Source organism: Myroides sp. C15-4, from assembly GCF_050522745.1.
Classification (GTDB): Bacteria; Bacteroidota; Bacteroidia; order Flavobacteriales; family Flavobacteriaceae; genus Flavobacterium.
This window is the reverse complement of sequence record NZ_JBMVQX010000014.1, coordinates 1-18,240: the sequence shown is the minus strand read 5'-3', so window position 1 is coordinate 18,240 and position 18,240 is coordinate 1. Positions and strand designations below refer to the sequence as shown.

General features: G+C 37.0%; 14 protein-coding genes. 5 read left to right on the top strand and 9 right to left on the bottom strand.

Features of this window, described 5'->3' with window-relative positions:
• Window positions 1-19: 19 nt before the first annotated feature.
• The 8 genes from ACPDHL_RS08150 to ACPDHL_RS08115 all read right to left on the bottom strand — a co-directional run bounded on the left by ACPDHL_RS08150 (window position 20) and on the right by ACPDHL_RS08115 (window position 12,855).
• Entirely contained in the window at window positions 20-415 is a 396-nt protein-coding gene (locus ACPDHL_RS08150) for an ExbD/TolR family protein (RefSeq protein ID WP_182625778.1), read from the bottom strand.
• A complete protein-coding gene (locus ACPDHL_RS08145; RefSeq protein ID WP_430532280.1) occupies window positions 396-1,106 on the bottom strand; it encodes a MotA/TolQ/ExbB proton channel family protein in 711 nt (236 codons plus the stop codon). Before ACPDHL_RS08145 ends, ACPDHL_RS08150 begins: the two co-directional genes overlap by 20 nt.
• 90 nt (window positions 1,107-1,196) lie before the next feature.
• On the bottom strand, window positions 1,197-2,348 hold the full coding sequence (locus ACPDHL_RS08140) for an MFS transporter (protein ID WP_430532279.1): 1,152 nt from the start codon (window positions 2,346-2,348) through the stop codon (window positions 1,197-1,199).
• 91 nt (window positions 2,349-2,439) lie between these two features.
• Entirely contained in the window at window positions 2,440-7,284 is a 4,845-nt protein-coding gene (locus ACPDHL_RS08135; protein ID WP_430532278.1) for a DNA repair ATPase, read from the bottom strand.
• Window positions 7,285-7,402: 118 nt separating this feature from the next.
• Window positions 7,403-9,475 (bottom strand): flotillin family protein, encoded by a 2,073-nt coding sequence (locus tag ACPDHL_RS08130; protein WP_430532277.1) that lies wholly within the window; start codon window positions 9,473-9,475, stop codon window positions 7,403-7,405.
• Between the two features lie 31 nt (window positions 9,476-9,506).
• Window positions 9,507-10,208, bottom strand: a complete 702-nt coding sequence (locus ACPDHL_RS08125) for a hypothetical protein (RefSeq protein WP_430532276.1) — start codon at window positions 10,206-10,208, stop codon at window positions 9,507-9,509.
• A 210-nt stretch (window positions 10,209-10,418) separates the two neighbouring features.
• On the bottom strand, window positions 10,419-12,086 hold the full coding sequence (locus tag ACPDHL_RS08120; RefSeq protein ID WP_430532275.1) for a formate--tetrahydrofolate ligase: 1,668 nt from the start codon (window positions 12,084-12,086) through the stop codon (window positions 10,419-10,421).
• Window positions 12,087-12,618: 532 nt separating this feature from the next.
• Window positions 12,619-12,855, bottom strand: a complete 237-nt coding sequence (locus ACPDHL_RS08115; RefSeq protein WP_430532274.1) for a hypothetical protein — start codon at window positions 12,853-12,855, stop codon at window positions 12,619-12,621.
• Window positions 12,856-12,965: 110 nt separating this feature from the next.
• Here ACPDHL_RS08115 and ACPDHL_RS08110 point away from each other — a divergent pair, with 110 nt between their 5' ends.
• On the top strand, window positions 12,966-13,547 hold the full coding sequence (locus ACPDHL_RS08110) for a PhnA domain-containing protein (RefSeq protein WP_430532273.1): 582 nt from the start codon (window positions 12,966-12,968) through the stop codon (window positions 13,545-13,547).
• A gap of 13 nt (window positions 13,548-13,560) precedes the next feature.
• On the opposite strand, the gene ACPDHL_RS08105 is transcribed toward ACPDHL_RS08110, so the two are convergent.
• Complete coding sequence (locus ACPDHL_RS08105) at window positions 13,561-13,986, bottom strand: NUDIX hydrolase (RefSeq protein WP_430532272.1); 426 nt, start codon at window positions 13,984-13,986, stop codon at window positions 13,561-13,563.
• A gap of 315 nt (window positions 13,987-14,301) precedes the next feature.
• Between ACPDHL_RS08105 and ACPDHL_RS08100 the strand changes: the two genes are divergently transcribed.
• From ACPDHL_RS08100 to ACPDHL_RS08085, 4 genes are all read left to right on the top strand, one after another.
• Window positions 14,302-14,892, top strand: a complete 591-nt coding sequence (locus ACPDHL_RS08100; protein WP_430532271.1) for a cell wall assembly protein — start codon at window positions 14,302-14,304, stop codon at window positions 14,890-14,892.
• 41 nt (window positions 14,893-14,933) lie between these two features.
• Entirely contained in the window at window positions 14,934-15,311 is a 378-nt protein-coding gene (locus tag ACPDHL_RS08095) for a CD225/dispanin family protein (RefSeq protein WP_430532270.1), read from the top strand.
• 10 nt (window positions 15,312-15,321) lie between these two features.
• The gene (locus tag ACPDHL_RS08090) at window positions 15,322-15,693 is read left to right on the top strand and encodes a DUF2752 domain-containing protein (protein WP_430532269.1); all 372 of its coding nucleotides are present in this window, start codon (window positions 15,322-15,324) and stop codon (window positions 15,691-15,693) included.
• A 233-nt stretch (window positions 15,694-15,926) separates the two neighbouring features.
• Window positions 15,927-17,945: a S8 family serine peptidase gene (locus tag ACPDHL_RS08085; protein ID WP_430532268.1), complete on the top strand. Its 2,019-nt coding sequence runs from the start codon at window positions 15,927-15,929 to the stop codon at window positions 17,943-17,945.
• The last annotated feature ends 295 nt before the right edge of the window (window positions 17,946-18,240 follow it).

Sequence of the window (18,240 nt, the reverse complement as noted above, 5' to 3'; positions counted from 1 at the left end):
TCTCAATCGCTCCTTTTTTTTATTGCTTTTGTGTAGCTATTACAAATTTAATGTTGTGTTTTACACCAATTTGCAGTACATCTACAAGTTCTTGAATCTGTGAATTAAATGGAATTCGAATCACAACAGATTGATCTGTATTACCTCCTAGTTCTGCTAAGAGCATTTGTTCTAACTCCTCGTATGGGACTTCTGTCTTATTGATGAAAAAACGTTTGTCTTCTGTAACTGAAATGGTCAGGTGCTGTTTATTCGTTTTTTCATTTGATGCCGCTTTGGGCAACATCATTTTTATCACATTGGGATTCGCTAATGTCGATAAAATAAGAAAGAATAAAAGCAAGAAGAACATAATGTCACTTAAAGAGGAAGTCGCAATTTCCGCTTTAAAGCGTTTATTTCTTTTGATTGCCATTTGGTCGCTGTATTGCATTAATAAAATCTAAAATCGTTTGTTGTGTATGCAACAAATAATTATCAATAGACGAGTTCAATAGGTGATAGGCTGCATATGCAATAATACCTACAACTAGACCCGAGCCACTACTGATCATTTTTTCATATAGTCCTCCTGAGATATTAGCAATACTGATATCCTCAGAAATACTAATGTTATAGAAAATACGAATTACCCCCAAAATGGTTCCAACGAAACCTAAAGTAGGTGCAATACCGGCGATTAATCCCAAGTGACTCATCTTCTTTTCCATTTTTCCAATCTCAATAGTAGCTAAACGCTCCATATTGGCTTCGATCTCCGTAATAGGTCTACCGATTGAATGTGTTCCTTCTAAAATTACTTTCGTGTAGGAATTATTATCTCTTGACAACGTCAACTCAACAGAATCCATTTGACCTTTTTCCAATAGGTTGAGAGTATTGGGAAGTACAGTTGCGTCGTATTTTGTTTGTTTTCGAATATACAAATATCGCTCAATGGATAGATAAATGGTATAGATAAACAAAAGGATAATAGGAATCATGAAAATTCCCCCTTTGAGAACAAAATCTAACGCCGAAATTTGACTTTCTTGAGTTACTACTTCGTTTAAATCCGTTACGGCAGTAGTAATTGCATCTGGTGAAGCTTGCAAAAATGTAAACATTAATGATAGTTTAAAATATGATCAAATATAAAAATAAAAATAGACAATCGTATGGGGTTTAGCGATTCAATTGTTAGAGAATATATAAAATTATTTCGAACTGTCTAGTTTGATAAAGCAATTTAAAAGGGTAATGGATAATCCGAAAAAGGCAATAAGGGCAAAAGCGGTTTGTAAGGAGGCCTGTTGTGCGATAAAACCAATTACGGGTGGACCTAGAAAAAAACCAATAAAACCAATACTTGTCACTAAAGTTAAGGCTTGTTGTGGAGGCATAGTTTTGCTATTTCCTGCAAGGTGATACACCATGGGCACCACGGCGGAAACACCAAATCCAACCACCATAAACGATAAAATGGTCGTGTAAACATGAGGAAATAGAACCGCTGCACCTAATCCTAAAAAGATTAGTAATCCACAAACGGACAAAGTTTTGCGTTCGCCGTATTTTCGAACGGTATAATCGGAAATAAAACGCCCACTAGCCATCGTAAACATATAAGCAGTTAATCCATAGCCAACTAACTCAATCGGCGCTAGGGCAATGTGCTTCATGTATTCGCTGGACCAATCAGTCATGGTACCCTCTGTAACCATCGAAAAGAAGGCAAGCAACCCCAAGACTGCTAAATTCTTATCGGGCCAGTTCCTCTTTTTTTGTTCTTGTTTTTTGTCCTGTTCTACGGGAATCGTATCAGGGAGTAAAAATTTAAAGAGGAAGAGGGAAGCAATAATCCCAACCGTAGAGAAGTAAATAAAGTGATGCAGGGGTGGAACATAGCTACTAATCATTTCTGCACCTAACCAAGAGGCCGCAAAACCACCAATACTCCAAGTGCCGTGAAGGGATCCTATAATTTGACCTTTATAGTGTTTGGATACATTAATAGCTTGGGTGTTGATGGATATATTCGTCAGGTTACTAAAAACACCAAAAAAAATCAAGTTTATCTTGAGTTGCCACAGGATGTCCCAATATCCGATACCAATCAAAAGCACAAAATAGGCAAGTAAGAAATAAAAGGTCGCTCGCTTACTTCCTAATTTTGCAATGATAGTTCCCGCAAAAGGCAAGGAAATCAAGGTTCCGATTGAAATGTATAATAAGACAAATCCCCATGCAGCATCATTTACACCAAAATACGCTTTGATTGTGGGAATTCTCGAGGCCCAAGAGGCGGATATACCACCGAAAAAGAAGAATAAAACCGTGACAGCTATTCGGGCAAGGTGCTTTGACATAAAAGAGAATTAGAAGCGATAAATTTGTTTGTTTTCGACAGTAAATGTATAAAAAAGAAGAACGACCTGTATGGTTCAGGTCGTTCTTCTATTATTTTATTTTAATGGCTTGAGCAATGTGTTCTAAGTTTTGATTGAAATCCATCAATTGACTTAAAACTTGTGCTGCTTGATTATCTTGTCCCACAAAGCCCAATTTGTTCTGTTTGACAAATATCGCTTTGATCGTTTCCCAGCGCTCGCGCTCTGTTGTTGAAAGTTGATGTGCCAGTTCTTTTAATTTTAAGAGATTTGCCTCCGTATCTGAAGTTAACGTTTGAGATTCATTTTCATAATGAGTCAAAATAAGTTCTTCAATTTCTTTGTCATTCATCAAAGGGACTACCTTGCTAATCATTTTATTCATATCGCGATAGGAGCCTTGTAATTTAAAAGCAGGCTCAGTGCGATAGGCATTATCCATACTTGCACTGAGGATATATTGCTGGTTGACTTTAATCACCAAATCGCGAATGATCAGCGATTTTTTCAGTACGGCTGTGAAGGTTTCAATCTCTTGTGGACTAAAATTGCCTTCCAAAGAAAGTGTTTCTTCTGATTTGGTTTCGATGTGATTAATCAGTCGATAGAAATCATCCAAACTAGTACCACTTAATTGTTGTAAGTAGGTGTTCTCAGCTATGGCATTTTCCAACAAACTCAGTTTGAACAGCTGTTCTGTACTGCCAATAACATCACCTAAATTATAGGTGTCTGCCCGGTTGGCTAACATATCGGGAATTTGAAATTTTTCTCCAGATTCCGTGTAGGGGTTTCCTGCCATAATAATGCAGAAACGCTTCCCTCTTAGATCATAGGTTTTGCTTTCTCCTTCAAAAATACCATCCATTTTGCGTTGACCATCGGCCAGTGAGATAAATTTTTGCAAGAATTCAGGACTACAGTGTTGTATATCATCTAAATACAACATCACGTTATCTGCCATTTCAAAGGATAAGTTTATTTTCTTTAATTCTTCTCTAGCGCCTGAGGTTTTTGCTTCATTGGGATCAATAGAGGTAATGGAATGCCCAATTGTCGGACCATTGATTTTGACAAAGTGCAATCCTAAGGTATTCGCTAAATACTCCATTAATGTCGTTTTTCCATAGCCAGGAGGTGAAACTAAAAGCAACATGCCCATACGCGCCGTGCGTTTATTTTCTCCATGGACGCCAATTTGTTTGGCCAAGTTATTTCCTATCAACGGAAAGTAAACTTCATTAATTAATTTGTTTCGGACAAATGACGTCAAAACACGCGGTTTTAATTCGTTGATTTTTAAACTTTGTTTGTATTCACTCAACAAGCGTTCTTTAGTAGCAAGAAATGTGCGAAACAAAGGTACATTTGTTGCTTCAAATGACGCTAGTTTATCCATGTATAAATGATAGTCAAGGAGGTAGGTGTCTTGAACAAGAATTGGATGATTACCCTTGAGTGTTTTGATTAATTGTTGATCCTCACTCTCTTTTACGGTATAGTTGTAGTGTTTCTCAAAGAGAAGTAAACAACAAGCCTCGTCGACGTATTTATGTAATGCTTTAGATTCAGCCTGCTGATCCAAATACGAATACAACCAATTTTGAATCAGGTAGAAACGATCCAATGTCGTTAGAAATTCCGCTTGACTATCATGCTCAAAAGTAACGAGTGCATTGTGCTGTTGTAAAAAGGCAATAAACTCTTTTTTGAGTTGATTGGCTTGTTTGGATTTTGTAAAATACGTGCCATCGGCAAATTCTTCAAACAAGTATTGAGCTACAGTTTGTTGAGAATCAAGCAGACGAAAAGGCGATTCCCATTGCAGGTACAATTCTTCTATTTGATTCAAAATATACTGGTAGTTTGAACTAGAAGGAAATAGTTTTTGTACGGCAGTTGCACTGTTGATTTGTTTCAACAAGGTTTCGCTCCATTCTTCTTTTAATTGATACCAAAAAAGCTGAGCCGATACGCGAATAGCAGGTCTATAGGTAAGAATACCCAAGGCTGCCTTTAATTGTAAAAGCGCTTGTGTAATTTCTAAAGCATCAAAATCGTGTACACCTTTGAGATAACCTTCAGCATAATTTTGTTCTGCGCGCAGTTTAATTGCTTCTTGTACGGTAGTCAATGCCGTATTGGCCGAGGATTGCCATACCTGATAAGCTAAGTATTCCGCTCGGTATACCTGATTGTTTTCCGAAACGAGATCCTGATTCCAAATTTCTTTATAGGCGTATAAGCTATCCTCTTGAATGAGCGAAGTAAAGCTCGTTCCTGTCAAGTGGTAGTACAAAAGATCATTTTTTCGAATAATGGTTAGGTCAAGCGGTTGTTTATTTACTGCAAATTTGTGTGTGCCTAAACTGATAATATTTTCGCCATCAACAAATAAATCTTGCTTGTCTCTTAGTGTGCGCAAGGCATCTTCTTGACTTGTTTTTACACTGTTCTCTAAGTTTTCTGCTTTGGAAACATCACCTAAATCACGCAGTTCAATAATCAGTTGACGTACTTTGTCTACCATTAAATCTGTAGAAAAGAAAGCCAAAATTTCTTCTTTTGTTTTAAAAGAAGCCGATTTGTTTTCAATGTTTTTTAAAATGCGAACGCCAATTTGCTCTAAAGCATTGGTACGTCGATTGATTTGTTCAACGAGTTGTGTTTTTCTCGTGTCAAAAGCTTTGGATACTTCCTCGCGTTTATCGGCGATTTTTAAGATGAATTCGTCAAAATCGGCAAATTTACTTTCCAGTTCTTCTACTTGAACACTCACTTTTGAATGGTATTCCTCACATTTTTCAGGTGAATTGGAAAGTTCTAAAAAGTTGATGATACTCTGATCGAGTAGTGTAAGTTGAGCGTGAAATTCTGCAATAGACTCATTGGTGCGCAACGCATCTATTTTGCGTTTCAATTGAGCGCGTACTTCATTCAACGAGGCGAAAATAACGGATATTTTGGCTATAATCTTTGTTGCTTGTGTAGTATCGTCTATTTTTAAACTGTTGAGTATGTCAATCAATAGTTCTAATTCACTCGAAATCGATTTGCAACTGTTGTCAATAGCATTGGCATCAATTACTTTGGTCACCCCTTGCACGTTCTCTTTTTGATCGAGTACTTTCTGTTCATAGGGAAGCAAGGCTTGTTCTTGTAAGAGAAAATCAATCGTTTTATCAGAAAGGGTTGCATTGGTTTTACCCAATTTTTCTTGGTAGCCATCTAAAACGGCAACGTCAATGTATTTAATTTGACGCGAGCTGATAATCTCACCCAAGAGCTTTCGGTTTTCAGCAAGTAAGTGAACCAAGCTTTCCAAGGTATTGCCTTTAGCATTGGTTACATTGAATAGCTGTTTTTCAACAATTCCCTTTAATTCTGTTAATCGATTAGCGGCCCTTTTGCGTTGTTCTTGTACCTTTTCAAATTCATCAATGGCCGTATTAGCAATGCGTTTAATTTGATCTAAAGGTTCATTTAGCTGCTTAGTCTCTGCTGTGTTAATCCAATAGTAAGCGTCGATAACGTCATTCGCTTTCTTTGCAATATCATCATAAAGCCCCTCATATGAATCTTCCTTGTCGATGAGGTGAATAATCTCTTGACATTCAGCCATCGCTTTTACAAGGTCTTTGTTGCCTATTTTATAGAGCTGATTTTCTTTTTGCTCCTTGTTTTCAATTAATGTAGCCGTATAAGGAGTTTCCCAAATCTGAACCACATGGTGTTTCACTGCTTCGTTCTCCGAACGGAAATAGATGAGCTTTCCATCGTTAAACAACGTAAATCCACTGCAAACAATTGGCGTTTCGATTTGTTGTTTAATGATGTTATACGACATCAAGGTATAGATGTGATGTTCGGCTTGATAAAAAATATACAAGAAATCCTCCCCATTATGCGAGGGAATCTGCTTGATGAATTCCAAGTTTTTGATGTTGTTGTCAAAAATCTTGTATTCTCCACTTTGTAAATAATACCCATTGGAAAAAATAATCCCTTGTCCATCAGGAAGTAAAATTCCCGTGTGATTCAAGGCGGGTACATTGATGACTTGTTTGGTTTTGGTATTGAAGATGAAGGCGCGGAATTCCTCCTGATACGGCTTAATGCGAATGCTGATAAAGTTTCCTAAGTCTGCATAGTAGTACTCCGCATCGTCCAATTGTTGATCAATATTTTTTACGGGCTCTGAATAAATACCTTGTCCATTGCTCGTATTGTCTTCAATTTTAAAGGTAATGTCACCGCCGACTGCTTCAATAAAAACTTTGTCCTGAATAGAAACGTGTGGGTGTACCCCTAATCGTCTGTTTTCAAGGGTTGTTTTATTCCAATCAAATTCAAATTGAGGCGTTTTTACTACTTCGTGAATGCTGCGATCATCCTGATAATGCAGTTGATTGTCTTTAATCAACCACTTAAAAGCCTTTAAACTATCGATATTCTTACTGGTTTGAAAAACCATATAGAGGTAGTTCTCTGTTTTTTGAAATCGATTGAAAATGGAGTCTCTGTAGTATTTATATAAATTTTTATAGTCTTCAACAAAGGTTGCATCGTGGATAAAATCCAACGGTTGAGGAATAAACTGATTGTTCTCAAAGCGATAGATACTGAATACATCGCTAAGTTCGATGGCAGTTTTCAATCCAAAGTGTACATTATACCCAAAAATACAAAGGTTGTCAAAGGCAATAATCCCTCGAGCTGTACAATTGTTTTCCGTGGTAATGCGTTGATTGGCGATAAGTTTCAGATCAACAGCGGTAAAAACTTCTTTGCGATCATCATTCAGTGCTTGTAATCGTTGGATTAAATCACTTTTCTGTTGCTGAAGTCTACGCTGTATAATCTCATACGTATTCGAATCCAAAGATTCTATAGGTTGGTTTTCTAATTCAGCCATATATAAAGGATACTTAGTACTAGAATGAAATCTAATACGGAGGTAAATTAAAAATAGGGTAGCGGTCTAACGAATAAAAAGTCACTCTTTCTAAAAAAAGAGTGACTACTGTATTTTGTTAAGATAATTTCTTATTTCCTATACCTAAACGCTGTACGGCATCGGAGATTGTTCCCAATAGCCCTTGATTTTCTTCTGTAGCATTGTGTTGCATTTTCATTACTAAAGCAGCAATACTCAGATTTTTTAGGTCTTCCGTTGTCACATTAAATTGTTGAGCGTAGTATTTGATATTGTTGAATAGGTCACCTTGGTTGATGGAAGTACCATCGCCTAAAAGAGCCGTTTTAACATCTTGTGCATTTTGACTTTTTTCAACTAATTGATCGAATCCTTTTGCACGGCTTACTTGGTTAATAATGTTCTCAAAGAACATTGTTTCACCACCAACAATGTCAATTTTTGCTGTTTGTAAAGCAGAAGAAAGGACATCGGCTTGTGATTTAGCAATGTCTTTTTGAATGTTTAAAGCCGCTAACTCTACTTCTTTTTCTTTTTGAAGCTGAAGTTTGAACTCTTCGTGCTCTTTGCCAACACCATCCATTTGCTTCATCGCATCTGCTTTTTCTTTTAATCCATCTGCATCGGCAATTGCTTTTTCTTTGATTACTTCTGCTTCTGCTAAACCTTCTTTGCGTTTGGCTTCCGCTTTGGCTGCAATTCCCTCCGCTTCAGCTGTAGCAATACGTTGGATTTTAGAAGCCTCTACAATACTTTCTTGCTCGATTGCTTCTGCTTTTGCTTTGATTACTTCTGCTTCTGCAAGTCCTAAAGTAGCATCTTCACGGGCTTGTGCATCAGCTAATATCTTACGTGCTTCGGCCTGTTTGATTGACGCTTCTTTTTGTGCTTCTGCTTCGATTAACATTTGTTGCGAAATCTGTTCCTGTGCAAATTTCTTCGCTTCTGCTTCTTTAATTGTTTTGATTAAGTTCTCTTCTGCAACTTTACTTGCCTGGGTAATACCAACTTGTTTTTCTCTTTCTACTTCTCTGAAAGCTTCTACATCTTTGATGCCTTGTTGTTCTTCCACGACACCTTTCTCTAATTGAACGCGCTCGCGGATAACATTCTGAATCGTTTTCTTCTCTTCTTCTACGGCGCGTTCTTTGTTTATTTGAGCTAACGACACAATGCGCTCGCGTTCCGTTTGCTCCAAAGCGCGATCTTTTTCTACGCGTTCGGTTTCAACAGCATCTGTGCGCTCCTTGTTTTTCGCTGCAATAATAACTTGACGTAGTTTGTTCTCTTCCAATACCGCTAAACTCTCTTCGGTGGCAATGCGCACACTTTCTGATTTTAAGCGCTCTTCTTCGCGTACTTTTTGAATTTCTGCTTCTTCACGCGATTTGATATTATCAACTTCTCGACGTTGTTTTTCTTCTTTTTCTGATAGCTGTCTTTCTAATTCCAAAATAGCTTCACGTGCTTCCACGTCTTGCTTCTTGATTACCTTTTGCTCATCACGGCGAATCAAATTCGCATTGATGTTTTGTAAAGCTGTTAGTTCTGTAATTTTCTTAATCCCTTCCGAATCCAAAATGTTTTGTGGATCCAAGTGCGAAATATTCGTTTGCTCTAAATAATCAATCGCACAGTCATCCAAGATGTAACCATTTAAGTCGCGACCAATAATATTGATAATCTCATCTCTAAATTCACGACGAGCCTCATATAATTCGATAAATTCAAATTTCTTTCCCACTGTTTTTAACGCTTCAGAAAACTTCGCCTCAAAAATATTGCGCAGTGTTTCCACATCGCTTGCGCGTTCACATCCCAACGTTTGGGCTACGTTAATTACATCTTCTATGGATTTGTTGACGCGAATAAAAAAGGCAACCTTAATATCGGCACGGATGTTATCCTTACAAATTAATCCCTCTTTTTGCATACGGTCAATTTGAAGCTTTTTTACAGAAATATCCATGATTTCCATTTTGTGAAATACAGGAACTACATAAATCCCTTTATTAAAAGCAACTTTGGTACCGCCAATACCCGTTCTAACAATTGATTTTCCTTGCGGTATTTTCTTGTAGAAAGTAGCGAGTACTGCAAAGAATAATAGAATTAATAGAAATAAAGCACCAACGATGATTGCTATTATTGTTCCTAATCCGAAGTCCATAAAATTTGTTTTTTAGTGATTGATAAAATGATTACATGCGTTTGACCACATAATATAAGTTAGGTGTTTGAGCTCTTTCTATAATATATACCCGATCTCCAAATTGAATAGGAGCACCATCCCAACTAGCCACCATGACTTTAATCGGATCTTGGTTGACTACTAGTTGCATAATTCCGTGCTTTTCAGCTTCGATACTCGATTGCATCACCCCCTCACGCCCAATAAAATCGATAATTTTATCTCCGTGATAGCCCGTTCTTTTTAGGAAATTACCCAAAGGAAGTGTTGCATAATGAGTGAGTATAATGGCGACAACGGCCAAGGGAATCAAAATGATCACAGACCAATTGCCTAAATTGACAACCTGAGGCGATAGTGTACTTACTAGAGAACCAGCCCAAGTAAAAAACTTGAAAATAGTCAATACCATCATAAAAGGAACTTGTCCAACATTCATATAATGCAGTAACTTCGCTACAAGGCCTGACTCATGAGATACGACTGGCTCATCCAGATCCGGTTCTTTATCGTGAAGAATGTCGATGTGATTCTGTTGTAAGTCAAAGCTGGTATCTACATCTAGATCCACGCTTGGTTCTGATGCAATATCTATGCCATCTAGACCACCCATTATTGCAGAAAATAACCAGTAGATGACAGAAATAAGCATTAAAACGGTCATGATTGCATTTGAAATTGGGAAAAATAGGTGGTGAATGATATCTTTCATTAAAATTAGGAGATATGTGTATTTTTATTTGCTATTTTTTCTAAATTTTCTCAAATATAATGAATAATGGTTTTGTTTGTTAAGTAGAATTTGTTAAAAATTAAATTATAAATAACAAGGGGGTATATTTATGTAATTCACAGTTTAGGGAATAAAAAAAAGCGAAAAATTCAATTTTTCGCTTTTACTATTAAATGCGTTGGATGTGGGTTAGCTTAACCCTTCCACTAAACCATTCACTAAATCAATTTTTGTTGCTTGTGGCACTTTGGGAAGTCCAGGCATACGCATAATATCACCAGCAATAGCCACAATAAATTCAGCTCCATTATTGATTACAATATCGTTAATCGCAATTGAAAAATCTTTTGCAACACCATAAGCATGGGCATCAGCAGAGAATGAATACTGCGTTTTTGCAATACAGATAGGGAATAGATTCATTGCTGTAGCTTGAATCTGATTGATCTTTTTCTGTGCAGCTGGACTAAAACTAACGGAGGAAGCCCCGTAAATTTTTGTAGCGACTGCTTTTATTTTTTCTCCAATTGACATCTCATCTGTATAAGGGAACTGTAAGGATTGACTTGGGTTTTGTTCAATCATCTGTACAACCTCTTCTGCTAAGGCTATAGCCCCCGTACCTCCTTCAGTAAAGGCATTGTTGATGGCAAACCCTAAACCATTTGCCCGACAGTAATCTTCCACCAATTGAATTTCTTCTAAACTATCCGTAGCATATTTATTAAAAGCAACGACAATAGACTGTCCAAATGAGCGCAAATTCTCTACGTGTTTTTGTAAGTTTTCAAGTCCTTTTTCAATGCCTTCGATGTGTTTGTTTTTGATCTCTTCGATTGGAATTCCTCCATGCATCTTCAATCCTTGTGCCGTAGCAACAACTACCGTTAGTTTAGGTGTTAAACCTGATTTTCTACATTTGATATCGAAGAATTTTTCCGCCCCTAAGTCTGCACCAAAACCAGCTTCTGTAATTACATAATCTCCATAGCTCATCGCCATTTTCGTTGCAATAACTGAATTACAACCATGGGCAATATTAGCAAAAGGCCCGCCGTGAATAAAGGCTGCTGTATTTTCTGTTGTTTGAACTAAATTGGGGTTTAAGGCATCTTTTAAAAGGACCGTGATTGCGCCAGCGACACCTAAATCTTTCACGGTGAACATACTGCCGTCATGGCGATACCCCAAAAGAATATTTTCAATGCGTCGACGTAAATCATCTATATCTGTTGCCAAACACAGGATGGCCATGATTTCTGATGCAGGAGTAATATCAAAACCACTTTCTTGCGGAATACCATTGGCATTTCCTCTTAAACCAGAATTAATATAGCGCAAGCTACGGTCATTCACATCCAAAACTCTTTTCCATAAAACCTCTTTGATTCCATTAGCTTCGGCTCTTGTTTGATACATATAGTTGTCAAATAAAGCACTTAGTGTATTGTGTGCTGAAGTAATCGCGTGAAAATCTCCAGTGAAATGCAAGTTGATATTCTCCATGGGCAAAACCTGTGCATAACCTCCACCTGCTGCACCACCTTTCATTCCAAAACAAGGGCCTAACGAAGGTTCTCTCAAAGCGACAATGGCATTTTTGCCAATTTTGTTTAATCCCAAAGCCAACCCAATCGATACCGTTGTTTTTCCAATTCCCGCTTTGGTAGGCGTGATAGAAGTTACTAAGATTAAATTGGATTTTTGTTGTTGCTCTTTTTGATTAGCCTGAAGGTGAACTTTCGCCATATTCTTGCCATAGGGAATTACGTGTTCTTCTGGTAAGTGGATATTTTTAGCAATTTCGTAAATGCTTTTTAAATCACTTTCCCTTGCAATTTCAATATCTGTTTTCATAGTAGAAAAATAATGTGTTGTTAAGGAGTAAAGTTAAGTCTTTTGATAGAATATTGAAATAGGGAGAATGGAAAAGGGAGAATGGAAAAGGGAGCTTCTTTACGCGGTTGTTGTTCGTCAGCTTCTTCTATTTATCTCACCTAGTTTATATTTGTTTTGGTATTCGATGGGTCTACACTGCGTTACGATTTGTGCTTTACGCGGTTCGTTGTTCGTCAGCTTCTTCTATTTATCTCACCTAGTTTATATTTGTTTTGGTATTCGATGGACCTACACTGCGTTACGATTTGTGCTTTACGCGGTTCGTTGTTCGTCAGCTTCTTCTATTTATCTCACCTAGTTTATATTTGTTTTGGTATTCGATGGATCTACACTGCGTTTCGATTTGTGCTTTGTGCAGTTCGTTGTTCGCCAGCTTCTTCTATTTATCTCACTTAGTTTATATTTGTTTTGGTATTCGATGGACCTACACTGCGTTTCGATTTGTGCTTTGTGCAGTTCGTTGTTCGTCAGCTTCTTCTATTTATCTCACCTAGTTTATATTTGTTTTGGTATTCGATGGACCTACACTGCGTTTCAGTTTCCCATTTCCATTTTCCCATTTCCATTTTCCCATTTCCATTTTCCCATTTCCATTTTCCCATCTCCATTTTCCCATCTCCATTTTCCCATCTCCATTTTCCCATTTCCATTTTCCATTTTCCCATCTCCATTTTCCCATCTCCATTTTCCCATTTCCATTTTCCCATCTCCATTTTCCTATTATCAAATTAGAGGTATTCTCATGTTTTTACTTTTAATCTAAAGGACTTTTATTGGTTTTTATAAATAGATTTTTAACGTTATATTTGCATTTTTAAATTATATTCTATCAGTATTATGAAAACGGAAGCGGAGTTAAAAGAGAGAAGTGGAAATAAATGTGAGCTATGTGAATCTACAGGACAGTTGAAGGTTTATGAAGTTCCGCCAGCAGCTGCTAATGAGGCAGATAAGGAAATTTATATTTGTGAAACTTGTTTGGATCAAATCGAAAAAAAACAAGAATTAGACAGCAACCATTGGCAGTGTTTAACGACTTCCATGTGGAGTGAGGTACCTGCCGTTCAGGTAGTAGCATGGCGTATGTTGAATCGCTTCAGACAGGAAAGCTGGGCAGCCGATAATTTAGAAATGATGTATTTAGATGATGAACTGATGGAATTTGCTAAAGCTACTGGTGATCATACAGGAGATGGATCAGTGGAATTGCACAAAGACAGCAATGGAAATATTTTATCCGCGGGTGATACGGTAACATTAATTAAAGATTTGGACGTAAAAGGATCTTCATTAAACGCAAAAATTGGTACCGCTGTACGAAACATCCGTTTAGATCCAAATAATGTAGAATTCATTGAAGGTAAAGTAGATGGTCAGACGATTGTCATTCTAACCAAATTTGTAAAGAAACAAGGGTAAAAAATAGAAAATCTCAGTCACAACTGAGATTTTTTTGTTTTAACCATAAAGGAATACTAAACTCTTGAAGGAGATGGGCGAGGGGAACTTCTGAATACGTATCATAGGTAAGCCATTTAATCTCTTCTAATTCTGCATGTGGAGTAAAAGAAGTGAAAGTAGTTTTGATGTGAAAAACTGTCGCATGCACAAGTGTATTGACTTCATTAACGGCTTGTGTTTGATGTGTGCCTAAATAACGAATGTCTTCAGGCGTTAGGATAAAGTTTAACTCTTCCTCTAATTCACGCTGTAGTGCTTGAAGCGGAGTTTCCCCCATTTCAATTTTTCCTCCAGCCATCATATAGTAGACTGATCCCTTTTTGCGAACAGTTAACAGGTCTCCAACAGCATTTGTAATCAGGGCAGAAGCAAGGTAAATCGTTTTATATTGACTCATTGGACGTTTTTTTACGCTCAAAAATAAGAGAATTTAGCCAATTGAAACCCTAAGGCGAAATTCAGTTTGTCGAAAGTAATCGATAAAATGCCACTTTTGATTGATAAAAAGAACCGATGTATGCGTTTTTTTTGATTGAATGTCATAATTTTATAGCATGATTAAAGAAAAAAATAAGAATGTTTGCAGAATTGTTTTTTGTAAAAGAAAAAATTTTATCTTTATTCGATCAAAGCAAGGTTGATAAATGAAAGTCAAATCTTGTATAGTTTAATTTAATTTAAGTTGAAAATAGAGCCTCTATCCAAGGCGAAAATGAACAGTACAATGGTAAAACAAGAATTTACTGCATTATTTAAAGGGTACAAAATTCCTAAGGAATTGAAGAGCTTATTAGAGTTTCAAGTATCAGAAAACATCCCATCTTATTATTCAAATGCGATTTATTTAATGACAGAAGAAACGTCGTTGATTGAGAATTACTCAACAGATGAAGCGTTTCTAAAAGCTTTTATTCCCTTCGCTGAGGCAAATAGCTCCGGAAGTATTTATGCATTTTGGATCCAAAACAGCGAAGAAGATTTGGCAAAAGCACCAATAGTCGTTTTTGGTGATGAAGGCGGGATCTTTGTCGTAGCTCAAAATATTCAAGAATTGCTACAAATAGCTGCTTATGATGTGGAAGCAGTGGTGTATGAGGATGAGTTTTATTTCCAAGATAAAGAAGCCTTAGAAGAAGATGGTGAATTTACAGCAGCAGACTTCAATATGGAATATTTAGACTGGTTGCGCAGTGATGCGAAATTAAAGCCAATTTTGACAATTGACGATGTAGATGCTCTTGTGGATGAAGCTCAAGCGAACTATCAAGAAAATTTGGAACAGTATGTAAAACGTTTTATATAATACGATCAAAAAAGTAGTATATTGCGTTAAAATTTTAAGAAATGGAACAAAGTAATTTCAATCAGAGTTTTGATGCTTTTTCAAATCAAGCACAAAATCAAATGCCACCTAAACCAAATAATTATTTGGCTTTATCAATCGTATCAACAATTTTAGGATTTTGTTCTTGTATTGGGCTTTTAATCGGTATTGTCGCTATTGTAATGTCAGCTCAATCTGGTAAAAAGTATGATCAAGGAGATTACGAAGGATCAGTTAAAGCTGCTAAAAACGCAAAAATAATCAGCTTGATTGTATTGGGTATTTTTGTTATTCATATCGTTTATGCTTGGTATAATATCCAACAATTAGGAGGATGGGATGCTTATATAGAGTCAATCCAAGAAGCAATGAGAATGGGACAAGAGGCTAGAATGTAAGTATAACCGTATGCGGATTTTTTATCGAATCCTTTTGTATGTTGTCCTACCTCTAGGAATTGTTCTTACTTTTGTCAAAGGATTTAATAGTTTTCCCACGATAGTAACGTGTTCAATCAAAGACTATACAGGATTAGATTGCCCCGGTTGTGGAGGTCAAAGAGCTATAGCGTCCCTAGTAAAAGGTGAACTGAAACAAGCGTTCTATTACAACCAGCTGATCTATGTTTATCTCGGAGTATTTGCATACATCTATGTGCTCTTTGTTGAAACTTATATCATGAAAAATAAAACCTTCGCCCAGCGATTCGGCTTTTCTAATGCCTTCGCTTATGGTTTTCTAGGTTTGATACTCTTGTTTTTTATTATAAGAAATATATAAAAGTTTGAATGCTCGCATTCAAACTTTTTTTTTGCAATTATGCAGACTTCCTTTTTTTTACCCGCTATAATTTTGTGTTATTCGTATTCTATCTCGAAAAACACTCGTTTATACTTTTGAATTTGTTGTAAAAGATCTATTTTATGCTATTTTTAGTTAAAATTAAGTCGACTTATGTGAATTATGCTTAACTTTCCAATCCCAAAACTAGAACAATTAAAATATACCGCTTTATGAAAAAAAATACTTTGTTGCTATTTAGCTTATTTTCTCTGTGGGGAGTGAGTGTAAATGCTCAAAATGCTCAAATTAAAAAGAAGGTTACCGCTACGTATGGTACAACCCAAGTAGAGGAAATCAAATCAGTAGAGAAAAAACGCACCTTAGCAAAAGAAGTTGCTTACAAAGCTGCGGAAAAAATGGGTAGACCCACACAAGGGGTTACACAGGATGGAAGAGTGTTTTCACTACAGCGAATTGATGAGAAAGGAAACTTCTTTTATTATATAACAAGTAATGCTGGAAGTAGAACAACAGCGCGTGTAAATGATATTGCTCCAGGCGGAAGTTTAGGTTTAAACCTCGATGGGAAAGGAATGACTGTTGCTGTATGGGATGGGGAGCCAGCATTGGATACGCATGTGGAGTTTCAAGGCGGACAAAATGGAGGTAGCCGTATGGAATTGAGAAATCCAGTGCAAGATTTACAAGCAATGAGTTCTATAGATCGTCTGGTCTTTGAAGAAGGACGTTCACATGCTACCCACGTATCGGGAACAATCGGTGCAACAGGAGTCAATGCCAATGCAAAAGGAATGGCGCCAGAGGCGAAAATCCTAAGCTATGATTGGGAAAATGACGCCTCAGAGATGATGAGGGCTGCTGCACAAGACGCTTTACTAGTGTCTAATCACTCGTATGGTTTTGCAGCATTGGATGATTCTGGTCGCCCTGTATTTCCAGCAGAGATTTTTGGAACGTATATGGAGGCTAGTATCGAATTTGATCAAATTGCACATCGATATAAGTATTATCAACCTGTAATTGCTGCAGGGAATGATAGAGAGGAGTATCGACTAATCAATCCAAGTAAAAACGGAAACGATCTATTGACAGGAACAGCTGTTTCTAAAAATACGGTAGTAGTAGCTGCTGTTGAACAAGTGAATTCGTATACAGGCCCTGAAAGTGTTACTATGTCTTCTTTTAGTAATTACGGACCAACCAATGATTTCCGTATTAAACCCGATATTTCAGCAAAAGGAGTTCGCGTATTTTCATCGAATTATGAGTTGCCTAGACCAATTTCTGCTACACCTAGTACAAATAAATATATAACTAATAATGGAACTTCTATGGCTGCGCCAGGGGTAACCGGAATTTTTACACTATGGCAGCAATGGGCAATGGAAAAAAGAGAAATGCCATTGAAGTCTGCAACTATACGTGCTTTAATGGTGCATACAGCGGATGAAGCGGGAACGGCTCCAGGACCAGACCATAAATTTGGATGGGGATTGATCAACGCTAAAGCAGGTGTGCAAATTTTAGAAGGAAGTAGAGTAAGCGGTGTTGTATTAGAGGAAAATGAATTAGCGCAAGGAGAAACGTACGAAAAACAATTTAACGTTTCTGATAGTGGTGTTAAGATTTTAGTGACGATCGCATGGACAGATCCTGAAGGAAGATATTCAGATAATAATTATGACGAAGATTATGCGATGAATAATCCTTCTTTAGTAAATGACTTGGATTTACGTGTGTATAAAGATGGAGAAGAGTACTTCCCTTGGAAATTAAATAAAGATTTCAATAATCTAACAGCACTCAAAGGTGATAATGACGTGGATAACGTGGAGAAAGTGGAGATTGAAGCAGCTGAAACTGGAACCTATGTTGTTAAGGTTACACATAAAGGAACGTTAAGAGGAGGTAAACAAGAATATTCTCTTATTATGAGCCGTAGTGATTTCGATAATTTATCAACAGAAGAATTTGAATTAGACGATTCCTTATTTGCTATTTGGCCAAACCCAGTGATGGAAACATTAAATGTAATGGTTCCCGAAGATGCAGATTTGAACGGAATGTCGATTGAATTATTTGATTTTAGTGGTCGTCGTATAAAGAATATTACGGCAATAACAAGTAATCAGGTCGAAGTAGATGTTAATGGATTATCTTCTGGTGTATATATAGTAAAAGTAAAAGGCAATGGTTTTGAAAAAACAGAACGCATTGTGAAGAAATAGAAAAAAGAGAGCCTAGGCTCTCTTTTTTTTTGCGGTTCGTTTTTTGTGCGGTTCGCGCGGTTTGTTTTGATGTATCTGTAAGAAGTAGATTTCTTCTCTATTATATATGTAGATTTCTTCTCTATTATATATAAGGAAGAATCTTTCTTAGTATTGAATCGCGAAATTAAACCGAGCGAACCTCACGACGAGCAAACCGCGCCTTCAAGAACCTCACAACGAGCAAACCGCGCCTTCAAGAACCGCGCAACAAACAAACCGCGCCCCAACAAAAAAGCCAAACGCCAAAAAAACT

Excerpts from the sequence above, each read along its gene's own strand:
- ACPDHL_RS08150 (WP_182625778.1), bottom strand. The coding sequence starts at position 415 with ATGGCAATCAAAAGAAATAAACGCTTTAAAGCGGAAATTGCGACTTCC.
- ACPDHL_RS08145 (WP_430532280.1), bottom strand. The coding sequence starts at position 1,106 with ATGTTTACATTTTTGCAAGCTTCACCAGATGCAATTACTACTGCCGTA.
- ACPDHL_RS08140 (WP_430532279.1), bottom strand. The coding sequence starts at position 2,348 with ATGTCAAAGCACCTTGCCCGAATAGCTGTCACGGTTTTATTCTTCTTT.
- ACPDHL_RS08135 (WP_430532278.1), bottom strand. The coding sequence starts at position 7,284 with ATGGCTGAATTAGAAAACCAACCTATAGAATCTTTGGATTCGAATACG.
- ACPDHL_RS08130 (WP_430532277.1), bottom strand. The coding sequence starts at position 9,475 with ATGGACTTCGGATTAGGAACAATAATAGCAATCATCGTTGGTGCTTTA.
- ACPDHL_RS08125 (WP_430532276.1), bottom strand. The coding sequence starts at position 10,208 with ATGAAAGATATCATTCACCACCTATTTTTCCCAATTTCAAATGCAATC.
- ACPDHL_RS08120 (WP_430532275.1), bottom strand. The coding sequence starts at position 12,086 with ATGAAAACAGATATTGAAATTGCAAGGGAAAGTGATTTAAAAAGCATT.
- ACPDHL_RS08110 (WP_430532273.1), top strand. The coding sequence starts at position 12,966 with ATGAAAACGGAAGCGGAGTTAAAAGAGAGAAGTGGAAATAAATGTGAG.
- ACPDHL_RS08105 (WP_430532272.1), bottom strand. The coding sequence starts at position 13,986 with ATGAGTCAATATAAAACGATTTACCTTGCTTCTGCCCTGATTACAAAT.
- ACPDHL_RS08100 (WP_430532271.1), top strand. The coding sequence starts at position 14,302 with ATGAACAGTACAATGGTAAAACAAGAATTTACTGCATTATTTAAAGGG.
- ACPDHL_RS08095 (WP_430532270.1), top strand. The coding sequence starts at position 14,934 with ATGGAACAAAGTAATTTCAATCAGAGTTTTGATGCTTTTTCAAATCAA.
- ACPDHL_RS08090 (WP_430532269.1), top strand. The coding sequence starts at position 15,322 with ATGCGGATTTTTTATCGAATCCTTTTGTATGTTGTCCTACCTCTAGGA.
- ACPDHL_RS08085 (WP_430532268.1), top strand. The coding sequence starts at position 15,927 with ATGAAAAAAAATACTTTGTTGCTATTTAGCTTATTTTCTCTGTGGGGA.